16 protein-coding genes and 1 pseudogene are annotated in these 19,325 nt (G+C 70.3%); 14 read left to right on the top strand and 3 right to left on the bottom strand.

Annotation, left to right across the window (positions count from 1 at the left end; all coding sequences use genetic code 11):
• The first annotated feature begins 97 nt into the window (after nt 1–97).
• From ABEA81_RS19980 to ABEA81_RS19960, 5 genes are all read left to right on the top strand, one after another.
• Nucleotides 98–1,267 (top strand): Glu/Leu/Phe/Val family dehydrogenase, encoded by a 1,170-nt coding sequence (locus ABEA81_RS19980; protein WP_345606726.1) that lies wholly within the window; start codon nt 98–100, stop codon nt 1,265–1,267.
• A 167-nt stretch (nt 1,268–1,434) separates the two neighbouring features.
• Nucleotides 1,435–3,021, top strand: a complete 1,587-nt coding sequence (locus ABEA81_RS19975; protein ID WP_345606725.1) for an amidohydrolase — start codon at nt 1,435–1,437, stop codon at nt 3,019–3,021.
• A 39-nt stretch (nt 3,022–3,060) separates the two neighbouring features.
• Nucleotides 3,061–4,020, top strand: a complete 960-nt coding sequence (locus ABEA81_RS19970) for an ABC transporter substrate-binding protein (protein WP_345606724.1) — start codon at nt 3,061–3,063, stop codon at nt 4,018–4,020.
• A gap of 6 nt (nt 4,021–4,026) precedes the next feature.
• The gene (locus tag ABEA81_RS19965) at nt 4,027–4,965 is read left to right on the top strand and encodes an amino acid ABC transporter permease (RefSeq protein ID WP_345606723.1); all 939 of its coding nucleotides are present in this window, start codon (nt 4,027–4,029) and stop codon (nt 4,963–4,965) included.
• Nucleotides 4,966–5,000: 35 nt separating this feature from the next.
• Complete coding sequence (locus ABEA81_RS19960; protein WP_345606832.1) at nt 5,001–5,729, top strand: amino acid ABC transporter ATP-binding protein; 729 nt, start codon at nt 5,001–5,003, stop codon at nt 5,727–5,729.
• An 85-nt stretch (nt 5,730–5,814) separates the two neighbouring features.
• Here the strand turns inward: ABEA81_RS19960 and ABEA81_RS19955 are convergent.
• Nucleotides 5,815–5,997, bottom strand: a pseudogene (locus ABEA81_RS19955) (D-glutamate cyclase family protein); the annotation flags it as partial.
• Between the two features lie 262 nt (nt 5,998–6,259).
• Here ABEA81_RS19955 and ABEA81_RS19950 point away from each other — a divergent pair.
• Nucleotides 6,260–6,487, top strand: coding sequence for a hypothetical protein (locus ABEA81_RS19950; protein WP_345606722.1), 228 nt, complete (start codon nt 6,260–6,262; stop codon nt 6,485–6,487).
• 181 nt (nt 6,488–6,668) lie between these two features.
• Here the strand turns inward: ABEA81_RS19950 and ABEA81_RS19945 are convergent, their stop codons facing one another.
• A complete protein-coding gene (locus tag ABEA81_RS19945; protein ID WP_345606721.1) occupies nt 6,669–7,400 on the bottom strand; it encodes an HAD family hydrolase in 732 nt (243 codons plus the stop codon).
• A 303-nt stretch (nt 7,401–7,703) separates the two neighbouring features.
• On the opposite strand from ABEA81_RS19945, the gene ABEA81_RS42695 reads away from it, so the two are divergent.
• The 4 genes from ABEA81_RS42695 (at nt 7,704) to ABEA81_RS19930 (ending at nt 12,923) form a co-directional block, all read left to right on the top strand.
• Nucleotides 7,704–8,324, top strand: a complete 621-nt coding sequence (locus ABEA81_RS42695) for a trypsin-like peptidase domain-containing protein (RefSeq protein WP_425570616.1) — start codon at nt 7,704–7,706, stop codon at nt 8,322–8,324.
• Nucleotides 8,325–9,017: 693 nt separating this feature from the next.
• The gene (locus ABEA81_RS19940) at nt 9,018–10,043 is read left to right on the top strand and encodes a methyltransferase (RefSeq protein WP_345606720.1); all 1,026 of its coding nucleotides are present in this window, start codon (nt 9,018–9,020) and stop codon (nt 10,041–10,043) included.
• Nucleotides 10,040–11,650, top strand: a complete 1,611-nt coding sequence (locus tag ABEA81_RS19935) for an AMP-binding protein (protein ID WP_345606719.1) — start codon at nt 10,040–10,042, stop codon at nt 11,648–11,650. The genes ABEA81_RS19940 and ABEA81_RS19935 overlap by 4 nt, the downstream gene beginning before the upstream one ends.
• A 73-nt stretch (nt 11,651–11,723) precedes the next feature.
• Entirely contained in the window at nt 11,724–12,923 is a 1,200-nt protein-coding gene (locus ABEA81_RS19930) for a cytochrome P450 (protein ID WP_345606717.1), read from the top strand.
• Here the strand turns inward: ABEA81_RS19930 and ABEA81_RS19925 are convergent.
• Entirely contained in the window at nt 12,896–13,885 is a 990-nt protein-coding gene (locus ABEA81_RS19925) for an AraC-like ligand-binding domain-containing protein (RefSeq protein WP_345606716.1), read from the bottom strand. The two genes, ABEA81_RS19930 and ABEA81_RS19925, sit on opposite strands and share 28 nt — an antisense overlap.
• Nucleotides 13,886–14,429: 544 nt before the next feature.
• On the opposite strand from ABEA81_RS19925, the gene ABEA81_RS19920 reads away from it, so the two are divergent.
• From ABEA81_RS19920 to ABEA81_RS19905, 4 genes are all read left to right on the top strand, one after another.
• A complete protein-coding gene (locus ABEA81_RS19920; protein WP_345606715.1) occupies nt 14,430–14,942 on the top strand; it encodes a helix-turn-helix transcriptional regulator in 513 nt (170 codons plus the stop codon).
• Between the two features lie 196 nt (nt 14,943–15,138).
• Nucleotides 15,139–15,627: a winged helix-turn-helix transcriptional regulator gene (locus ABEA81_RS19915; protein WP_345606714.1), complete on the top strand. Its 489-nt coding sequence runs from the start codon at nt 15,139–15,141 to the stop codon at nt 15,625–15,627.
• A 203-nt stretch (nt 15,628–15,830) separates the two neighbouring features.
• Nucleotides 15,831–16,712, top strand: a complete 882-nt coding sequence (locus ABEA81_RS19910) for an isocitrate lyase/PEP mutase family protein (RefSeq protein ID WP_345606713.1) — start codon at nt 15,831–15,833, stop codon at nt 16,710–16,712.
• 55 nt (nt 16,713–16,767) lie between these two features.
• Nucleotides 16,768–18,132 (top strand): amidohydrolase family protein, encoded by a 1,365-nt coding sequence (locus ABEA81_RS19905; RefSeq protein WP_345606712.1) that lies wholly within the window; start codon nt 16,768–16,770, stop codon nt 18,130–18,132.
• Nucleotides 18,133–19,325: the final 1,193 nt, after the last annotated feature.

The raw sequence follows: 19,325 nt of genomic DNA, 5'->3' as shown, positions 1-19,325 counted from the left end.
GTGCTGGGGACTCGGACCTGTCGGGGTGAGCCTCCTGGCCTCCGGCCGCGCGGCCGGTGATGCTGGGCGGAGGTGCAACGTCGGAGGGGGAGCCCCGGTGCGAGATACCGCGACCGATGTCTTCTCGCTGATGGACGGGTGGGGGCCGGAGAAGGTGGTCTGCGTCGCGGACCGCCGCACCGGTATGAAGGGCGTGCTGGTCCTCGACAACACCGCGCGCGGGATGGGCAAGGGCGGCACCCGGATGAGCCCGACGCTCACGGTGACCGAGGTGGCGCGGCTCGCCCGCACGATGACCTGGAAGTGGGCGGCGGTCGACCTGTTCCACGGCGGGGCGAAGGCCGGGATCCTCGCCGACCCCACCGCGGAGGACAAGGAGGCGGTGCTGCGGGCGTTCGCCAGGGCGCTGGCCAACGAGGTGCCCCGCGAGTACGTGTTCGGCCTCGACATGGGTCTTTCCGAGCGCGACGCCGCGGTCATGGCCGACGAGCTCGGGGACCGCTCCGCCGCGGTCGGCCTCCCGCGAGCCCTCGGTGGGCTCCCCTACGACGAGCTGGGCGTCACCGGCTACGGGGTCGCCGAGGCGACGGACGCGGCCGCCGCGGACATCGGGATGCGCCTCGCGGGCGCGCGGGTCGTGGTCCAGGGTTCCGGCGCGGTCGGCAGCGCCGCCGTGCGCAGGCTCGACGCGCTCGGCGCGGTCGTCGTCGGGCTCTCGACGGCGCAGGGCGCGGTGCACGACCGTGACGGCCTCGACGTCGCGGCGCTGCTGAAGCTGCACGCGGAGGTCGGCGACGCCTGCGTGCGCGAGTACGGCGTGGCGATGCCGGCCGACGAGCTGCTCCACGTCGACGCCGACATCCTGGTGCCGGCGGCGCGGGAGGATGTGATCGACGAGCACGTGGCCGGTGCCACCACCGCCCGCCTCGTCGTCGAGGGCGCCAACATGCCCACCACGCCCGCCGCCCGTGAGCTGCTCGCCGCACGCGGGATCGCGGTCGTGCCCGACTTCATCGCCAACGCAGGCGGCGTCGTGGCCGCCGCGCACTCCATGACGGCGCGGAGCTCGCCGTTCACCCCGGACCCCGCGCGGATCTTCGCCATGATCTCGGAGAAGCTGCGGGCGAACACGACCGCGGTGCTGGACGAGAGCCGCAGGCGCGGCACGACGACGCACGACGCGGCACTGGCCATGGCCCAGGCACGCGTGCGCGCGGCCATGGAGCTGCGCGGGCAGCCCGCACCCCACCCTGCCGGAGCCGGCTGATGGGCCCATCGACTCCCGCGCCGGTGCGCGGGGGGAGCACCAGGATCGCTTGCCCTGAGGAACACGAATCGTCGTGATCCGTTCGGTGCTGCACCTGCTCGGATCTCCTTACAGTGCTCCAGGTCACCCTCGCGGAGAGTGACCGCGGGCCGCAACGAGGAGGTCGGGTGAGCGTTCGCGTCTTCCGCAACGCCCGCATCCGTCCCGCGGCGCGCAGCGCGTCCGTCGTCGAGGCGCTGGCGGTCGAGGCGGGCGTCGTGCTCGCGGCGGGCACCGAGTCGCAGGTGCGCGCGGCCGTCGGACGCCGCGCGGACCTGATCGACCTCGAGGGCGCCGCCGTCATCCCGGGCCTGTACGACGCGCACATCCACACCGCGAGCTACGCGCGCCAGCTCTCCGCCGTCGAGCTGCGCGGAGCCCGCTCGCTGGAGGAGGCGCTGGCGCGGATCACCGAGCACGCCGCCCGCCTCGCCGCGGGGGCGTGGGTGGTCGGCGGCCGCTGGAACAGCAACATCTGGGAGCGGCCGGTGCAGCCGGACCGGCACGCGCTGGACGCGGTGTGCCCGGACCGGCCGGTGGCGCTGTCCAGCGTCGACGGGCACACGATGTGGACGAACTCGCGGGGCCTTGCGCTCGTCGGGATCGACCGCGACACCCCCGACCCGGTGGGCGGGCAGATCGTGCGCGACGAGGCGGGCGAGCCGACCGGGATCCTGCGGGAGTCGGCGATGTACCCGCTCAGGGCGCAGGTGGACCGCGCCGGTCCAGCGGACCTGCGCGAGCAGCTGCGGGCGGCGCAGGAGCGGCTGCTCGCCGTCGGGCTCACCAGCGTCCACGACATCGACGGCGAGGACTGCCGCGCCGCCTACCTCGACCTCCACCGGACCGGTGAGCTGAAGCTGCGGGTGCACAAGGCGATCCCGGTCGCACATCTGGACGCGGCCATCGCCGAAGGGCGCCGCACCGGGCAGGGCGACGACTGGTTCCGGACGGGGCCGGTCAAGCTGTTCAGCGACGGCGCACTCGGCTCGCACACCTGCCACATGAACGAGCCCTTCGCCGGGCAGGACGGGAACGCCGGCATCGCGGTCACCCCGTACGAGGACCTCGTCCGTCTCGTGCGCACCGCCAACACCGCCGGCATCGCGGTGGCGACGCACGCGATCGGCGACCGCGCCAACCAGCTGGTCCTCGACGCCTACGCGGCCGTCGGTGCGCCGGGCGGCCTCCGGAACCGGATCGAGCACGCCCAGCACGTCCGGCCCCGGGACGTCGCCCGCTTCGCGCGGCTCGGTGTGGTCGCCTCGATGCAGCCGACGCACTGCACCACCGACATCGATCTCGCGTCGACGATGCTCGCGGGCCGCGACCTCGCGTCGTACGCGTGGCGGGACGTGCTGAGCCGCGGGGCGGGTCTCGCGTTCGGTTCCGACGCACCGGTGGAGGATCCGAACCCCTTCCACGGCCTGTTCGCGGCCGTGACCCGCACCCGCGCGGACGGCACCCCCGACGGCGGCTGGACGCCGGAGCAGTGCCTGGGCATCGGCGAGGCGCTGACCGCTTACACGACCGGGTCGGCCTTCGCCGCCGGGGAGGAGGGCCGCAAGGGCGTCCTCGCGCCCGGCCGGCTCGCCGACTTCGTCGCGCTGGACACCGACCCGTTCACCGAGCCGCCGGACGCGGTGCGGCGAACCCGGGTGCTGACGACGGTCGTCGGCGGCGAGGTCCGCTGGCAGGAGTCCTCCCGGCAGTGAGGAAGAGCGGCACCCCGTCCCCGTGAGAAGGAACAGAACATGCGCCTGCGCACCACCGCTCCGGCCGTCGTGGCCACCGTACTGGCGCTCCTCGCCGCGAGCGCGTGCGGCGCCCAGAGCCTCGGCGACGACGACCCGGCGCCCGCCGGGCCGGCGGACGTCCAGCTCGACACCGCGCCCGCGGAGGACCGCGCGGCCGAAGTGATCAACTCGATCGTCCCGGACGAGGGGCTCGCGGCCACGGTGCCCGCCGAGATCCGGGCCAACGGGCTGAAGATGACGACCTCCCCCGGCTACCCGCCGATGGAGATGTTCGGCTCCGACGGGACGACGATCATCGGTCTCGACCCTTCCCTCGGCAGGGCGATCGCCCGGAAGCTCGGCGTGCGGATCACCATCAGCGACGAGGACTTCAACGCGCAGATCCCCGGGATCGTCACCGGGCGCTACGACATCCTCATGTCATCGATGACCGACAACGCCGAGCGGCGGACCACCGTGAAGTTCGTCGACTACCTCCAGGCGGGCGCCGGCATCATCACCCAGCGCGGCAACCCGGCCGGCATCGCGACCCCGGCCGACCTGTGCGGCAAGACCGTCTCCGTGGTCGACAACGGGTCGTCGCTGGAGCTCGCCGAGACCTACCACGCCGACTGCACCGCGAGCGGGAAGCCGGGCCTGGACATCCTCAAGTTCCCGGGGGACCAGGAGGCCCTGCTGCAGGTGACCGGCGGCCGCGCCCAGGCCAACATCACCGACTACGTGGTCGCCACCTACAAGGCGGCGGACCCGCAGCTGAACGTCGAGGCGATCGCGATCGACGGCACCGAGACGCTGTGGGGCATCGCGCTGAACCCGCAGAACGAGGAGCTCGTACAGGCGGTGAAGGGGGCCGTCGACGCGCTCATGGCCGACGGCGAGTACCCGCGGATCCTGCAGGCCTGGGGCCTCGAGGAGATCGCCCTGCAGGGCGGCGCGGTCGTCAACGGCGGCGAGTAGGGCGCGATGGCGAAGCGAGCAGAGCCGTTCGTCGACGCGGCGGGCACGCGGATACCGATCGGGCGCACGTGGCACTGGGGGCGCTGGCTGGCCGGCGCCGCCGCGCTCGCGGTGTTCGCGTGGCTGGTCGGCCTCCTCGTCACGAACCCCTACCTCGACTGGCCGACCGTCGCGCGCTACCTGCTGGACCCCAAGATCCTCGACGGGGTCCTGGTCACGATCCAGATCTCGGTACTGGCCACGGTCATCGGCCTGACGCTCGGTGTGCTGCTCGCCGTCATGAAGCTGGCGCACAACCCGGTGCTGCGCTGGCTCTCCACGCTCTACATCTGGTTCTTCCGCGGCACGCCGGTGCTCGTGCAGCTCATCTTCTGGTACAACCTTGCCTTCCTGTTCCCGGAGCTCGTGCTGCGGGTCCCGTTCACCGACGTCGGTCTCAAGTGGGACACCAACGAGCTGATCACCGGGTTCACCGCCGCGATGCTCGGCCTCGGGCTGAACCTGGCGGCCTACTTCGCCGAGGTCGTGCGGGCCGGGATCGAGGCGGTCGACCGGGGCCAGACCGAAGCGGCCTACGCACTCGGCATGACACCGGGGAAGCGGATGCGCGTGATCGTGCTCCCGCAGGCGCTGCGCATCATCATCCCGCCCACGGGCAACGAGTTCATCTCCATGCTGAAGACCACCTCGCTCGTCTACGTGGTGGCCGGGAGCGACCTGATGACGAACGCGAGCGAGATCTACAAGGGCAACAACCGGATCATGGAGCTGCTCATCGTCGCCAGCCTCTGGTACATGCTGATGACGGCGTTCGCCACCGTGCTGCAGGGCCGGCTGGAGCGCCGTTTCGGTTCCGACGCCGTGCGCCTCGTGCGTGCGGGCGGCCTGAACGCGCGGGTGCTGCCCCAGCAGCCCGCTCCGGCCGCGAGGGAGACGGTCCCGTGAGCGCCGAACCGGTGATCGTCGCGCGCGACGTCCGGATGAGCTACGGGCACGTCCAGGTGCTCAACGGCGTGGACCTCACCGTCGCGCCGGGAGAGGTCAGCTGCATCGTCGGCCCGTCCGGATCGGGGAAGTCCACGTTCCTGCGCTGCGTCAACGGCCTCGAACCGGTGCTCGGCGGCACCTTGCGCGTCCTGGGTGAGGAGGTCGGTTACGAGCTGCGGGACGGCACGTACCACGAGTGGAGCCCGCGGCGGTTCGCCACCTTCCGGGCGGACATCGGCATGGTGTTCCAGCGCTTCAACCTGTTCGCCCACCTCACCGCACTGGAGAACGTCGCCTGCGCGCCGGTGCACGTGACCGGGCTCCCCGCCGCCGAGGCCCGCACGCTGGCGATGGAGCACCTGGAGCGGGTCGGGCTCGCCGACCACGCGCACAAGCGCCCCCACCAGCTCTCCGGCGGGCAGCAGCAGCGGGTGGGCATCGCGCGGGCGCTGGCCATGCGTCCGAAGCTCATCCTCTTCGACGAGCCGACCTCCGCGCTCGACCCGGAGCTGGTCGACGAGGTGCTGGAGGTGATGAAGGAGCTCGCGCTCGGCGGGATGACGATGGTGGTGGTGACCCATGAGATCGGGTTCGCCCGCGAGGTCGGCGACACGCTGTTCTTCTTCGCCGACGGTGTGGTCGTCGAGCAGGGCGACCCCCGCACCATGATCGCGAACCCGCAGCACGCCCGGACCAAGGCGTTCCTGTCCAGCGTGCTGTGACGGTCGGGGCCCATACCGGGTCGGCGAGGTCGGTGAGGTCGGTGATGCCGATCGCCGCGGGATCAGCGATGTGCACCGGCGCACCGTGGGCGAGCGGCAGCCGGGCCGTCACCTCGACGGCCCGGTCGACCTGGTCGGCGGCGATGGGCCGCACCGACACGACGACCGGCCCGTGGAACCGCCCGGCCGGGGCGCACCGGAGCGAGGTGACGAACATCGGCACGCCCTGCCCGAGCTCGAGGTGCCTCAGCCGGACGCCTGCCCGCATCAGCTGGTTCTCGGCCGAGAAGCTGCACCCGAGCAGGAAGGCGACGAAGTCGTCCCGCCACACCTCCTCCAGCGAGTCGACCTCGGCGTCGAGCTCCCCGTGGCGCAGCACGTGGTAGCGCGGGAGGTCGGTGCGCAGGTCCGCGCCGGGGGCGACCCGCAGCCCGGCGGGGTCACCGGGTGCCGTGCGCTCCGGAAGCGGGAGCGGTTGCGGGCCGCTCGGTCATCGCCGGGCGCATCCGGACCAGGACCCGGCGCCGGCCGTGGCGGCCCACGTCGGCTACGGCCGCGCGGAAGAGCACCCCGTCGAGGCCGTGCTGTCGGACGTGGTCAACGGCTACATCACGCTCGAGGCCGCGCGCACGACGTACGGCGTGGCGATCGACTACATCGGGCCCGAGGACGCGCTCGTGCGACCCCCCGACGCCTACCGGGTCGATCAAGCCCGCACGGTGGCCTTGCGGCGGGCACGCGGGTGCCCGACGTCCTGATCTCTTTCGGCCGGGCGAGCTGTTCTTCCGCCTGGCCGCGGTCGCCCCCGGCGGTCACCGGTCGACCGGCACGCTCGGTACTTCCGACGGCGACGACCTGTGGGCGGTGACGCTCACCCGGGGCACCGCGCGCGTGGTGCGACATCGAGGGCGCGATCCGCGCCGCCGACCGGACCTTCGACTACCCGTTCCTGATCCGCGTGCTGTCCTGACCGCCGCGCTCGAGCTGGGCGAAAGCGGCGGGGAGCTCCCGGGCGTCGGTGACCTCGACAGTCGGGGCCGGACCTTCCGGATCCAACCGGTGCCCCGGGCGGACGAGCCGGATCGTCGGGATTCCGGCCTCCAACGCCCCACGGACGTCGCGAGCCGAGGCGGCCACGTGCACCAGCCCGGGCGCGGCCCGCAGCGCCCGCAGGTAGATCGCCGGCGCCGGCTTGAAGGCCTCGAGCCGCTCCGACGTCAACACCCACCGCGGATCGACCAACGGATAGGCGCGGGTGGTGACGACCAGCGCATCGTCCACGTTGGACAGGATCCCGACCGCGGCGCGCGCCGCGACCGCCGAGATCCCGTCCTCGACGTCCCCCCACAGCGGCCACCGCGCCACGCTCCGCCACAGGAGATCGAGATCGGCCTCCGGGCACCCGTCCAGACCGAGCTGGTCGTAGGCGAGGCGGAGGGCGGCGCGGGACAGCGCGCGGAACGACGTCGAAGGACCGAAAGCGGCACGGCGCTGCTGCTCCTTGTTGTGCCGGTCCCAGACGTCGTAGAGCTCCTCCCCCGCCACCGACCAGCCACGCACCGCGGCGATCTCGGTGAAGGCGGCTGCGGCGCCGCGGCGGGAGTCGGTCATGGCGCTGAACAGGTCGAAGGTGACTACGCGAGGAAAGTCGCCGGCGTTCCCCTGCTGCACCCCGGAACGGTATCGACGGCACCGCCCAGGCACAACGAGGTCGCCGGCCGCCGGACCGACGTCCTCACCGATCTCCCACCGCGTGTTGCCCAGCGGGTGGCCCACGAGCTCTTGCGGAGCTACCTTCCGCGACCGCATCCCCGGTCACGTCCCCGGTCAGGTCCGAGTGTGGCAGGCGGACAAGCGCCGCGCTCAGAGCGTCGACGTGGCGAAGGTACCCGACGTCTTCGTGTTGCTCATGCTCGTGGAGACGATACGGGCGGCGATGCAGCGGACCTGACCGCTGCGTGGCGTCGCGTGCGGATGCACGGACCCGCCGTCATGACGTTCGCGACAAGCCGATGGGCGATGATCCCTGCAGGCCGATTGCCGTGTCGAACGAACGGGGGCGAGGTGAAAACCAGCGCGGACGCGCCCGTCAGCGCGCATGCCGTTGCCCGGATCCGAAACGAGGACGGCATCGTCGGAGGCGGCTTCCTCGTGGGTCCCGACCTGGTCGCGACGTGTGCGCACGTGGTCGCCGATGCGCTCGGCGCGAACCCGTACTCCCCCTCCGCACCGGACGCGCCGGTGCAGCTCGACTTCCCCCTGCCTGAGCACGCTACGCACCCGACGCGGCCAGGCGACGCGGTCGTCGAGCGGTGGGTACCCATCGCCGAGGATGGCGGTGGGGATCTGGCACTGCTGCGGCTCGACGCGCCGCCGCCGGGGGTGCGCGTGCCTCCGCTGCGACGCATCGAGCGGTTGTGGGACCACGAGTTCACCGTGCTGGGCTTTCCGGCTGTGGCTCGGTCTGGAGGACCACGTCCTGACCTACGCCGACGCCAACAACATCAAGCTGAGCGTCCTTCACCGCCCCCGTCCTGGCCGACGACGACCCCGTGTATCGGAGAGTGGGGATTCCCCGGTTGTTCTGGAAGGTAGCCGCCTGGACTACGCCCGGCCCCGACGGAGAACCGCGCTCGTCGGCGGCGACCGGATACGTGTTGAACCAGACCCCACACACAGCTTGACGACGTCGACCTGTCCACCCAACGTGCGCTGGAAGCAGGGGACCCGCCACCGCTGGGCCCCTACCGCACCTATCAGGTGCCTGTGTCGGACATCGCCGCCCTCGCCGGGTTGGAGCTTGGTCCGCTCATCGCCGCCGACCGCATGTCGGCACCTGTTCCGGCGGATGCGCGTCCGCGTCGGCGGTGGGTCCTCCTCGACAGCCCGTCGATGATCCAACTGTGAGCACGCCACTGAGCACTACGGGGTGGCAGCCGACGGCCGCAGAGATCCTGGCCAACCACTGAGGTCAGGACGGCGTCGCCGGCCTGCGGCAGCGTCGAGCAACATCTCAGCGCGCAGAGATCGTCAGGTCAGCGCGTGCTCGAATCTCCAACCGCGGACTGTCAGGGTCGGTGCTGGTTGGAGCCCTCCTGTGGATGCAGGTGTATGCGCAGACGGTCAAACTCCGTGCGGAACTTGTCAAGATCGACCCGCATCCGGTTCTTACACTTCTCGTGGTGCTGCTCTTGCGCGCGTATCAGCACGTCTGTCGGTCTGGCTGTGAAGCGAGGTCGGTCGACGGTCCCCCTGCGGTACCTGGAATTCGAATCAGAAGGCGAAGGCATGCTCGAGGACACTCAACACAACCGCACGGCCGAAGACTTTTCCGTCGTGCTCAGGATGATTTCGGGACACTTCGTTGCGCAGATCGTCGCGACGTTCGCCGAGTTGGGCTTCGCCGAGCACCTGGCCGCGGGACCACAGACGTCGGACGCTCTGGCCGAGCGCGGCCGGACCGACCCCGCGGCCACCTACCGTCTGCTCCGCGCCGGCGTGATGCTCGGCCTCGTCAGCCACACCGACGGCGTGTTCGCCGCGACCCGGCTGTTGCACACGCTGCGACCGGGCACCCCGAACTCGCTGGGCCACCTCGCCCGCGCGTGGACAGCGCCGGGCCACTGGCTGCCCTGGGGGCGCCTGCCGGAGGTCGTGCGTACCGGTTCGTCCCAGGCCGATGCCGCATTGGGCGGCAGCATCTTCGAGTACTTCGCCACGAACAGCGAAGAAGGCGCGCTGTTCACCCGCGCCGTCAGCGAGCTGTCGACTCCGGTGATCAACGAAGCGGTGCCGGTGCTCGAGCTCGGCGCGACGAAGACGGTCGCCGACATCGGCGGAGCGAACGGTGCGTTCGTGCTCTCCCTGTTGGCCGCCAACCCGCACCTGCACGGGTCGGTCCTGGAGCTGCCGCACGCGGTCCCCGACGCCCGGGCCGAAGCGCACCGCCGTGGTCTGACGGACCGCTTCGACGTGCAGGTGGGTGACTTCTTCGAGTCCGTTCCGGCCGCCGATCTCTACTTGCTCAAGTTCATCCTCCACGACTGGAGCGACGAGGAGAATGTGCGGATCCTGCGCAACTGTCGAGAATCGTTGAACCCGGGAGGTCGCCTCGTCATCGTCGAAATCGTTCTCGGCGAGACGAGCGACCCCGGGATCGGCGCCCTGATGGACATGAACATGCAGGTCATGCTCCCCGGCCGGGAACGTTCGCTGGCGGAGTTCGACGCGTTGCTGGCCGCTGCCGGCTTCCGGCGCACCGGGCTGACCCGGCTCCAGGTGCCGTACGCGATGATCGAAGCCGAACTGGCGTGAGCTCGGAGAATGTTCGCGAGCACATCAGGAGAAGAAATGCGCCACCGCGGCCTCCTGTCGACCTCAATCCGGCGTCGGCGCTGCGTCGGCACGCGAGCTACCGGGCGGCCTTCCCGGTGCTGCGGTACGCCGGCGGCAACCTCACCTACGGTGAACTGAACGACCGCGCGGCCCGGTGCGCTGCGAGCCTGGCCGCGAGCGGCACCGGCCGGGGCGACCGGATCGCCTATCTGGGGATGAACAGCACGTCCTTCGTCGTCACCATGTTCGCGGCGTTCCGGCTCGGCGCGGTGTTCGTCCCGGTGAACTTCCGGCTCGCGGAGCCGGAGCTGCAGCAGGTGCTGCGCCTGTCCGGGGCGACGACGATCGTGGCTGAAGAGGACCACCGAGGTCCGATCGAGGCAGTGCGCGGCAACACCGTGCTCCAGCGGTTCCTGCTCGTCGACGACGACTCGGAGGCACCGGCACATCCCGCGGCTACACCGTGGGAGCCGTGGAGCAGCCTGCTCGCGACCGCCACCCCGCAGGAAGAGGTGGTCCCGCAGGGTTTCGACGACCTGGCAACGCTCATGTTCACCTCCGGCACCACCGGTCTGCCCAAGGGCGTGATGCTGACGCACGGCAACCTGTGGTGGAGCGCGGTCAACGCCGACAGCGTGCTGGACACACGCCCAGGGGAGGTGACGCACGTGGCTGCGCCACTGTTCCACGCAGGTGCGTTCAACAGCTTCTTCCTCCGCACGATCACCCGTGGCGGCACCGTGGTGGTGCGTCGGGCGTTCGACCCGCGCGCGTTCCTCGACGATCTGGTCGCCCACGACGTCAACTCGTTCTTCGCGGTACCGGTCATGCTCGCCGCGCTCGCCCAGGTCCCCGGCATCGCGGCGACCGAGTTCGGCACGGTCCGGTCGATCGTGGTGGCAGGCGCTCCGGTACCGCCCGCCTTGATCGCGCAGTTCGCCACGTGGGACGTACCGCTGCAGCAGGCGTGGGGACTCACCGAGACCGCGCCGTTCGCCACCCATCTGCCGGTGGAACGGGCCGTGGACAAAGCCGGTTCGGCGGGCGTGCCGATGCCCTACACCGAAGTCCGCGTCGTCGACCCGGCGACCAACCAGCCGGTCGCGGCGCAGGTGCGCGGGGAGATCGTGGTCCGCGGCCCGAACGTCACGCCCGGTTACTGGGACAACACCGAAGCCACCGCGGCGGCGTTCGACGACGCCGGGTGGTTCCACTCCGGCGACATCGGCTACTTCGACGCGGACGGCTACCTCTACATCGTGGACCGACTCAAGGACATGATCATCAGCGGCGGCGAGAACGTCTACCCCGCCGAGGTCGAGCAGGCCCTGTGGGACCTGTCGACGCTCGCCGACGTAGCCGTGGTCGGCCGACCCGACGAGCGGTGGGGCGAGGCGGTGGTCGCCGTCGTCGCCCCGCACGACGGCGCAGACGTGACGCTCGAGCAGATCCGCGGCCACGCCGCGGCGAAGCTGGCGCGCTACAAGCTCCCTCGGGATCTGCGGATCATGTCGCCGTTGCCGCGCAACGCCAGCGGCAAGCTCGACAAGCGCGAGATCAGCAGGCGCGTCCGTGGTGAGGACTGATGCAGGTTTCACCCGGCACACGTGGTGACACCGAACCGACCGACCGACACACCGCCACTGGAGGAGCATCAGCATGACCGCCCACTCGGAGACCTTCCCGTTCGATCTCACGGGGAGCTCCGTCCACGAGGACGCCCAGCGCTTGCGCCAGCAGGGACCGGCCGCGCGTGTCGACCTGTCCGGCGGGATCACCGCGTGGTCGGTCACCCGCTACGACGTGCTGAGGCGGCTCGCTGCCGACAACCGCGTCTCCCGCGACGCGCACCAGCACTGGCCGGGGCTGAGCGCGGTGCCCGCCGACTGGCCCTTGGCGCCGTTCCTCCTGTCCCCGACGGTCCTCAACGCCTACGGCACCGACCACACCCGACTGCGCACGATCATGGAGGCGGCGTTCACGCCGGCGCGGCTGCGTCCACTGGAGTCGCGGCTCACCGAGCGCGTGCAGCGGCTGCTCGCAGAGCTCGGGCCGGGTGACGTGGTCGAGGTGCGGGAGCAGTACGCCTATGTGATCGCCGGGGAGACGCTGAGCGACTTGTTCGGAGTCCCGGAGGAGAGCTATGCGGAGATGTTCGCGGTGATCGGATTCCTGCTCGCGCCTGCCGACGATCCGACCGAAGCGGCTGCCGGGGTCGAGCGGGCGATGCAGTTCCTCGGTGCTCTCGTCGCGAGCAAACGCGACGCCCCTGGTGCCGACCTGGCGACCACCGTGGCCACCGCCCCGGACCTGACGGTGGAGGAACGAGTGCTCGCCCTCGCGATCACCGTCGCCGGGGGTGTCCCGTCGACCACCGGGCTCATCACGAACGCAGCGTTCGCCCTACTCAACCATCCCGACCAGCGAACCGCCGTGCTCAACGGCGAAATCCCGTGGTCCGCCGTGGTCGACGAGACGCTCCGGTTCGACCCACCGGTGCAGCACATGCCCCTGCGCTACGCCGTCGAGGACCTCGACCTCGGCGACGGCGTCACCATCCGTCGCGGCGACGCCATCCTGCTGGGCTTCGGTGCCGTCGGCCGCGATCCCGGCCGGCACGGCGACACCGCCGCCACGTTCGACCTTCGCCGCCTCGACAAGGAACACCTGGCGTTCGGCCACGGCGTCCACTACTGCATCGGCATGTCGTTGGGACGCCTGGAGGTGACCACCGCGTTGTCCGCGCTGTTCGAGGCCTTCCCGCTGGTGGAGCTCGCTCAGCCGGCGGACACCCTGCCATCCCTGCCCGGCATCGTGTTCTCCGGGAAGGCTCAGCTGCCAGTACGGCTGCGTCCCTGAGACCGCCCGACGGTCGGCGGGCGCAACGTTGAACTGCGGTGCTCCCGAGGGGAGCAGCCGTACGTTCCACGGAAGAGGCGAGAAAAGTGAGCCGGGTCGTTGAAGCCCCACCGCCGGGCAATGCTCGCGATCGGAACGTCCCGGTACCGAGGAGCCACCAAGTCGCTCCGGCAGCGCTCCAGGCGCAGGTTGCGAATCGTCGCAGACACGGAAGTGCCCTGCATTTCGAACACCTTCTGCAGGTGTCGAACCGAGACGAAGTGGGCGGCCGCAACAGTCTTCGGAGACAGTTGCGGGTCCTGCAGGCTTTCCTTGATGAACCTGATCGCCTGCGCGAGCAGCAGCTTGTGAGAGTCGTACGGGTCTTCCCCGAACGACTTTTCCATCAGTTGACCGAATGCCGCGGTGGTCAGGCTGACGATGGCATCGCCGACATGTGTTGACGGAAGTAGGTGATCGGAGCGATCCTCGCGCGGCAGCTCTTTCAGCAGTGGCGCGATGAGTGGAAATATTCCAGATTTCCGAGGAAGTCTGACAGCCATGGACGTGGCCATGTCATCCTTGGGGATGCGCACGAGACTGCGCGGGAAGATGGCTACCGTCATCCGAAAATTGTTGCTGAACGAAATTCTGTATGGCCGGGACGTGTCGTAGATCGCAAGGTCACCGGGGGCGAGCAGGGCCTGATGCCCATCTTGTTCGATGATGCAAGTTCCGCCGACCTGCAACCCGAACTTGTAGACGTCGACATCGTCCGAACGGATCAGACGAGGGGTTCGTTCGACGAACCCCCGTGATGCAGACACCGTGGTAAGCAACACCGAACCGAGCGTCATCGAACTCAGCGTGCCCGCGAAATGAGCGTCGGTTTCCGTGGGCCCGGCCAACAGCGGCACCAGTTCACACACCTGGTGCCGCCAATCTTCGAATCCCAAGGGCGACGCAGCCGTTGCCGTGTCCACATGTCCTCCCGCCATAAACACGCTGGTGCCGACACGCTACATGTCGAGCGATCAGGAACTTCGACGGTACAGCCCAAGCGGCGTTCCACCCGGGTCAATGTCGTGTTCCTCAGCCAGTGGGTGCTGATCTACCGAGTGGCCACCCAGGGGTGTTCACCGCCATTGAGGATGACGGGGGTGGCGACGGTCATCCAGCTGGTGGACAACGCCGCGGTGGCTGACCAGTTCGACCTGCCCGCCGCCGAGGACCTCGCGTTGACACTGGCCACCGGCGGGAGGACGACCATCGAGTCGCGACAGGGTGCGCACTGGCGGCGCGCCGACTACTTCCCGGGCCGGATCGGGGTGACCGCGCCCGGTCGGCCGACCCGGCTGCGTTGGCGAGGCGAGGACCGGCACCTGACCACCCACGTGTCTCTTCCCGCGGGCCTGCTCGACCGCACCGCGGTCGAGGTGTCCGGCTCGGCCGCGGCGCAGGTGAGCTGGCCGGACGCACTGGCGATGGAGGACCCGGTGTTGGCCGCGGTGGTCGGCGGGCTCGGCGATGCGGCAGCGACCGGTGCCGACCCGCTACGCGGAGACCGCCGCCACCTACCTGGCCGCGCACCTGCTGACGCGGCACGCCGCACTTCCCGCTCCGCGCCCGGTCAGCGCCGAAGACCTGCGGGTGCGCCGGGCCATCTCGTTCACCAACGACAACCACCACCGGCCGCTCGCGCTCACCGACATCGCGGCGGTGGCCAACCTGAGCCCGTTCCACTTCCTGCGGGTGTTCAAACTCGCGACCGGACTGACCCCACACCGCTTCCTGACCGCCGTCCGGGTGAACCGGGCGCGCCACTACCTCGAACGCGGCGAGCTCTCCGTCACCGAGATCGCACGGCTGTGCGGCTTCGCCTCCTCCTCACAGCTGGCCACCGCGTTCCGGCGGGCGACCGGGACGTCACCCAGCGCCTACCGAACGGACCGCAAGAAACCCGACGAAGCACCGCAAGCAGCGGAACGCACGGACGGATCCTGCCTCCTATCGTCGCCGCTGTGTCCCCAAACGACGTGACAGTGGCTGGCGGCGTCGCGCCTGACGCCCGCCGCGCGGGTCACGTGTGGCAGCGGTGGCCGGTACAGCCCCTCCGATGATCACCCGAGGGGCCGCCGAAGCGGACAGGAGCTGCGTCGGCGCCTGCGGGTTCCCGCCGCATCGTGCCGGGGGCCACGCTCGGTAGCATTTCGCAACTTAGGCGTATCATGGATGGATGCCCAAGGCTATGAGCGAGGACTCCACGTGCTCGGTGGCGCGGAGTCTGGGGGTCGTCGGCGACCGCTGGGCGCTGCTGATCATCCGCGATGCTCTGATCATCGGGTCGACGCGGTTCCAGGAGTTCCGGGACGGCCTGGGAATCGCCTCGAACATCCTGGCCAAGCGGTTGGCGTTGCTGGTCGAGGAGGGATTGATGGAGCGCCGCACATACCAGGAATCCGGCGTGCGGTCGCACGACGAGTACGTCCTGACCGAGGCCGGGCGCAGCCTGAGCCTGGTCATCGGAGCCCTGGCGGTGTGGGGCCGCACCCATCGGCCGAAGTCCGACGGGACCTCGCCACGGTTCACCGTGGACGAGTCCGGGCTCACGGCGCGACTGGCTTTCGTCACGTCGGACGGCCAGGAGGTCGCGCCGGAGCGGCTGTCGGCAGTGCGCACGGCGGACGCGATCGATCATCGTCCAGACGACCGGCGGGTCGGCTGAGAGCTGCGGGGGCGACCCCGAACCTGTCGTCGCCGGATGTCGAACGACGGCACCTCCTGACACGCCCGTGGGTTGCAGAGAGAAATCCAGACTGCTAAGTTTCGATTCGAAATCCAGGAGGTCGTCCCTCGGCCTGCCAGGGGACGACAGCCCCGCCACCTCGATCCAGGAGTCCGGCAGGGGCCCGGACCAAGGAGTCGGATGTGCCTTCGAACCCGGCGCAGCGCCGCACGACATTCTTCGACCTGGTCCGGTCCAGTGACCCGTTGATCCTGCCCGGCGCCTACGACGCGTTCAGCGCCAAGCTCGTCCAGCGGGCGGGGTTCCGGGCGACCTATCTGGGCAGCTTCGCGGCGGCGGCGAGCACGTTCGGGCTGCCCGACGTCGGTCTGATCACCCTGACGGAGATGGCAGACGCGTCGCGTCGGATGGTCGAGGCAACGGACCTGCCAGTGCTCGTCGACGGGGAGAACGGGTTCTACGACTCGGCGAACATCTGGCGGACCGTGCAAGCGTTCGAGTCCGCGGGCGTGGTCGGCATCCACATCGAGGACAACCTCGGCGGCAAGCACACCTCGCGGCCGGCCGGCCTCATGACCGCCGAGACGATGGGCCGACGGATCCGGGCCGCCCTGGACGCGCGGACCGACCCGAACTTCATGATCGTGGCCAGGACGGACGCGGCCTGGGTCGAACACGACGTCGACGAGGCGGTCAACCGGTTGCGAAGCTACGCGCAGGCGGGGGCCGACATGGTGTTCGCCCCGGCGCTGACGGCGGCCACGCTGAAGAAGGTCCGGTCCGACATCGAGGCGCCGATCATGGTGACGGCCGACCTCTACGACGCGCCGGGCGGGAACCGTCCGGGCAGCACACTGGCCGAGTACAGCGACGCCGGTGTCGACGTCCTGCTCCTGTGGTACAGCCTCATCGGTGCCGCGGCCCGCGGTGTCCTCGCGACGCTCGACGGTGTGGCGGCCGGCTCCGAGATCGCAGACCTCGCTCAGCTGATCCACGGTCAGCGCGACTTCGAGTCCCTCATGGACTACGCGGCTTACGAGAGCCGCGCTGCGCGCTACCAGTGAGCCTCTCCGGTTCACCCATCCCGGCCCAGCCATCTCGAGGAGAGGCGAACGAGTGATGAGCAACGATCCACAGCCTCAGATCCGGCCCACCGCCTCGGGCGCTGGAACGACGGTGTTCACCGGGGCCCGGCTGATCGTCGGCGATGGGACCACGGTGATCGACGATGCGATCGTCACCGTGCGCGACGGGATCATCGTCGGTGTCAGCCGGCGATCGGGAGCACCGGATGAACCCGATCAGGCCGACGACGCGACGGTGATCCCCTGCGCGGGAAAGACGATCATGCCCGCTCTGGTCAACCCGCACGGGCACATCGGCTACATGCGGGGGACCGTCTGCGACCCCCGATTCTTCTCCCGCGACAACGTCATCGATCACCTGCGCCGGTTCGTCTACCACGGCATCAGCACGTTCCAGTCGCTGGGCACCGATGCGAATCACGTCGAGCTGGGCGTACGCAACGACCAACGGTCCGGCGTGCTGGAAGATCGGGACCTGGCCACCCTGTTCAGCGCCGGATCGGGCATCGTGGCGGCACCGACCGCAGGCCGGTCCAGCGGCGCCCCGTTCTTCGCCGTCGAAGCCGTCCACCAGGCCACCGATCCCGATGACGCCGCGGACTTCGTGCGCCGGTTGGCCGAGCGCCGGGTCGACGCGGTCAAGTTCTGGATCGACGACCGCGGCGGTCAGGCAGCGAAGCTGTCGCCGCAGTCCAGCCGCGCGATCGTCGAGGAGGCCCACCGCAACGGGCTGGTCGCCGCCGCGCACATCTACTCCGTCGAGGACGCCGAGACCGCGCTGGACGCCGGCGCGGACATCCTCGCCCACATGCCCCGCAACCCGGAGCCCGGTCCGGCGCTGATCGACCGACTCCTCGATCGCGACACCGCGGTCTTCACGTCGATGAGCGTGCAGGGCCCGACCAACACCGACTGGCTCGACGACCCGATCGTGGCCGAGACCCTGCCTCCGTCGGCGATCGACGACCTCCGGGAGCGGATGACCGCACGATCCCTGGAACCGCTGTTCGACACCAGCGAAACCTTCCGGCGCCTGCAACGCAACTTCGCCACCCTGCACGAGGCCGGCGTCCGGCTGGTCTTCTCACCGGACACCGGAGTCTTCGCCCAGCTGCCCGGCCTCGCCGAGCACCGCGAGCTCGAAGCGCTGGTCAACGCCGGCCTCCCGCCACTGGCCGCTATCGAGCTCGCCACGAAGCGGTCCTCGAACCTGCTCGGGCTCACCGACCGCGGCCTCATCGAACCCGGTCGACGAGCCGACCTGCTGGTGCTCGACGCCGACCCCACCCAGGACATCACCCACACCCGCCGCATCGCCGCAGTGATCCTCGCCGGCCGGGTCGTCGACCGAGACCGGCTGCGGCGCCAGCTCCAGGACCACGCCCACGGCGCACGCTGACCGGAACACCCCTCGCCAGAAGGCCCACGCGGACCCAACCGAGGCTCACGAGTCGCCTTCAATCGAATCCGCGGCGAAACCCGACTCGGCAGGGCCAAGCATCGCAGCGCACGCCGAGCCCGACGAGCGCGACAAGGGTTTCCGCCGTGGGCTGGCCTGGCTGCGCGGCGCCCGCTCCGCTCCAGCAGGGGTGCTGGCTGCACGACCGATACCCCCGGTTCGCGGTCGAGGAACTCGCGGAGCATCTGAATCACGGAGGTGCGGGACGTGGCAGGAAAGTTCGAGGTGTAGGAGAACCGGGGCAGGTCACTCATCAACCCGGTCACCTACCTTCCCGGTCTGGGCGAACAGCTGCTTGCACGCGAAGCACGGCCGCAACCGCCCCTTGCAACCCGGCCAGATTGATGTTCACGAGTTCGACGCGCGTGCGCCAGCGCCGGGGCCAAGCTCAGATCAGCTCCGCGTCGCGGTCACGCCCGCTTCGACGGTGGGCGGGCCCGGGCGGCGTAGTAGGCGCGCGCGGCCACCTGCAGGACCCGGCATATGGGCCCGACCCCGAGCGAGCGCCCGTCGACCAACACCAGCACGACGCTACGTGACCTGGCGGCGCTGCGCGCCGGACACAGCACGTCATACACATGGGTGAGCGGCAAACCCAGCCAACCGGCCGTCAAGGGCGAGCTGCCGACCTGCCGCTCACAAGGCCAACGATCGATGGTGATCATGCCGTCTACCAGCGGATCCGCCGCACACGGGACTGGCGGTGGTGCACTCTGTATTCCATGCCTGGCCTCGCCGCCCCTCGTCATCGGCTGCTCGATCCCGATCGTCGGCGATGTGACACCGCGGGCGGGCCGCCTGGCGGTTCGCCGCCCGCGGCACCGCCCGCGCCGCGCAATCCCGCTGCGATCGCGTGGACACTGGCTGTGCCGCGAGGGCGGGGGCTGACCGGCCGGGACGTGGACGGCGTGCGGCACGCCCGTGCAGAACTGGCTCTCCTGCGAGCAATCCGACGTAGTTGGGCGGATGCAACAGCGTACTGGCCGACGTCTTCGGCGTCGGTCGCGAGGAAGGCAGCTAGTCCTTCGAGCCGCCCCGTCGGGCGCCCGCAGGGCCGCGGGAAGCTGGAGCGGTTGTTCGGCTCGATCACCACCGAACTGCTCCCGGAACTACCCGGACACCTCGTCCATGGG

The organism is Pseudonocardia adelaidensis (genome assembly GCF_039543345.1).
Taxonomy (GTDB): domain Bacteria; phylum Actinomycetota; class Actinomycetes; order Mycobacteriales; family Pseudonocardiaceae; genus Pseudonocardia; species Pseudonocardia adelaidensis.
The sequence above is the reverse complement of the archived record's forward strand: the minus strand, read 5'-3'. Positions and strand labels throughout refer to the sequence as shown.

Excerpts from the sequence above, each read along its gene's own strand:
- ABEA81_RS19970 (WP_345606724.1), top strand. The coding sequence starts at position 3,061 with ATGCGCCTGCGCACCACCGCTCCGGCCGTCGTGGCCACCGTACTGGCG.
- ABEA81_RS19965 (WP_345606723.1), top strand. The coding sequence starts at position 4,027 with ATGGCGAAGCGAGCAGAGCCGTTCGTCGACGCGGCGGGCACGCGGATA.
- ABEA81_RS19960 (WP_345606832.1), top strand. The coding sequence starts at position 5,001 with ATGAGCTACGGGCACGTCCAGGTGCTCAACGGCGTGGACCTCACCGTC.
- ABEA81_RS42695 (WP_425570616.1), top strand. The coding sequence starts at position 7,704 with ATGCACGGACCCGCCGTCATGACGTTCGCGACAAGCCGATGGGCGATG.
- ABEA81_RS19940 (WP_345606720.1), top strand. The coding sequence starts at position 9,018 with ATGCTCGAGGACACTCAACACAACCGCACGGCCGAAGACTTTTCCGTC.
- ABEA81_RS19930 (WP_345606717.1), top strand. The coding sequence starts at position 11,724 with ATGACCGCCCACTCGGAGACCTTCCCGTTCGATCTCACGGGGAGCTCC.
- ABEA81_RS19920 (WP_345606715.1), top strand. The coding sequence starts at position 14,430 with ATGCGGCAGCGACCGGTGCCGACCCGCTACGCGGAGACCGCCGCCACC.
- ABEA81_RS19915 (WP_345606714.1), top strand. The coding sequence starts at position 15,139 with ATGCCCAAGGCTATGAGCGAGGACTCCACGTGCTCGGTGGCGCGGAGT.
- ABEA81_RS19905 (WP_345606712.1), top strand. The coding sequence starts at position 16,768 with ATGAGCAACGATCCACAGCCTCAGATCCGGCCCACCGCCTCGGGCGCT.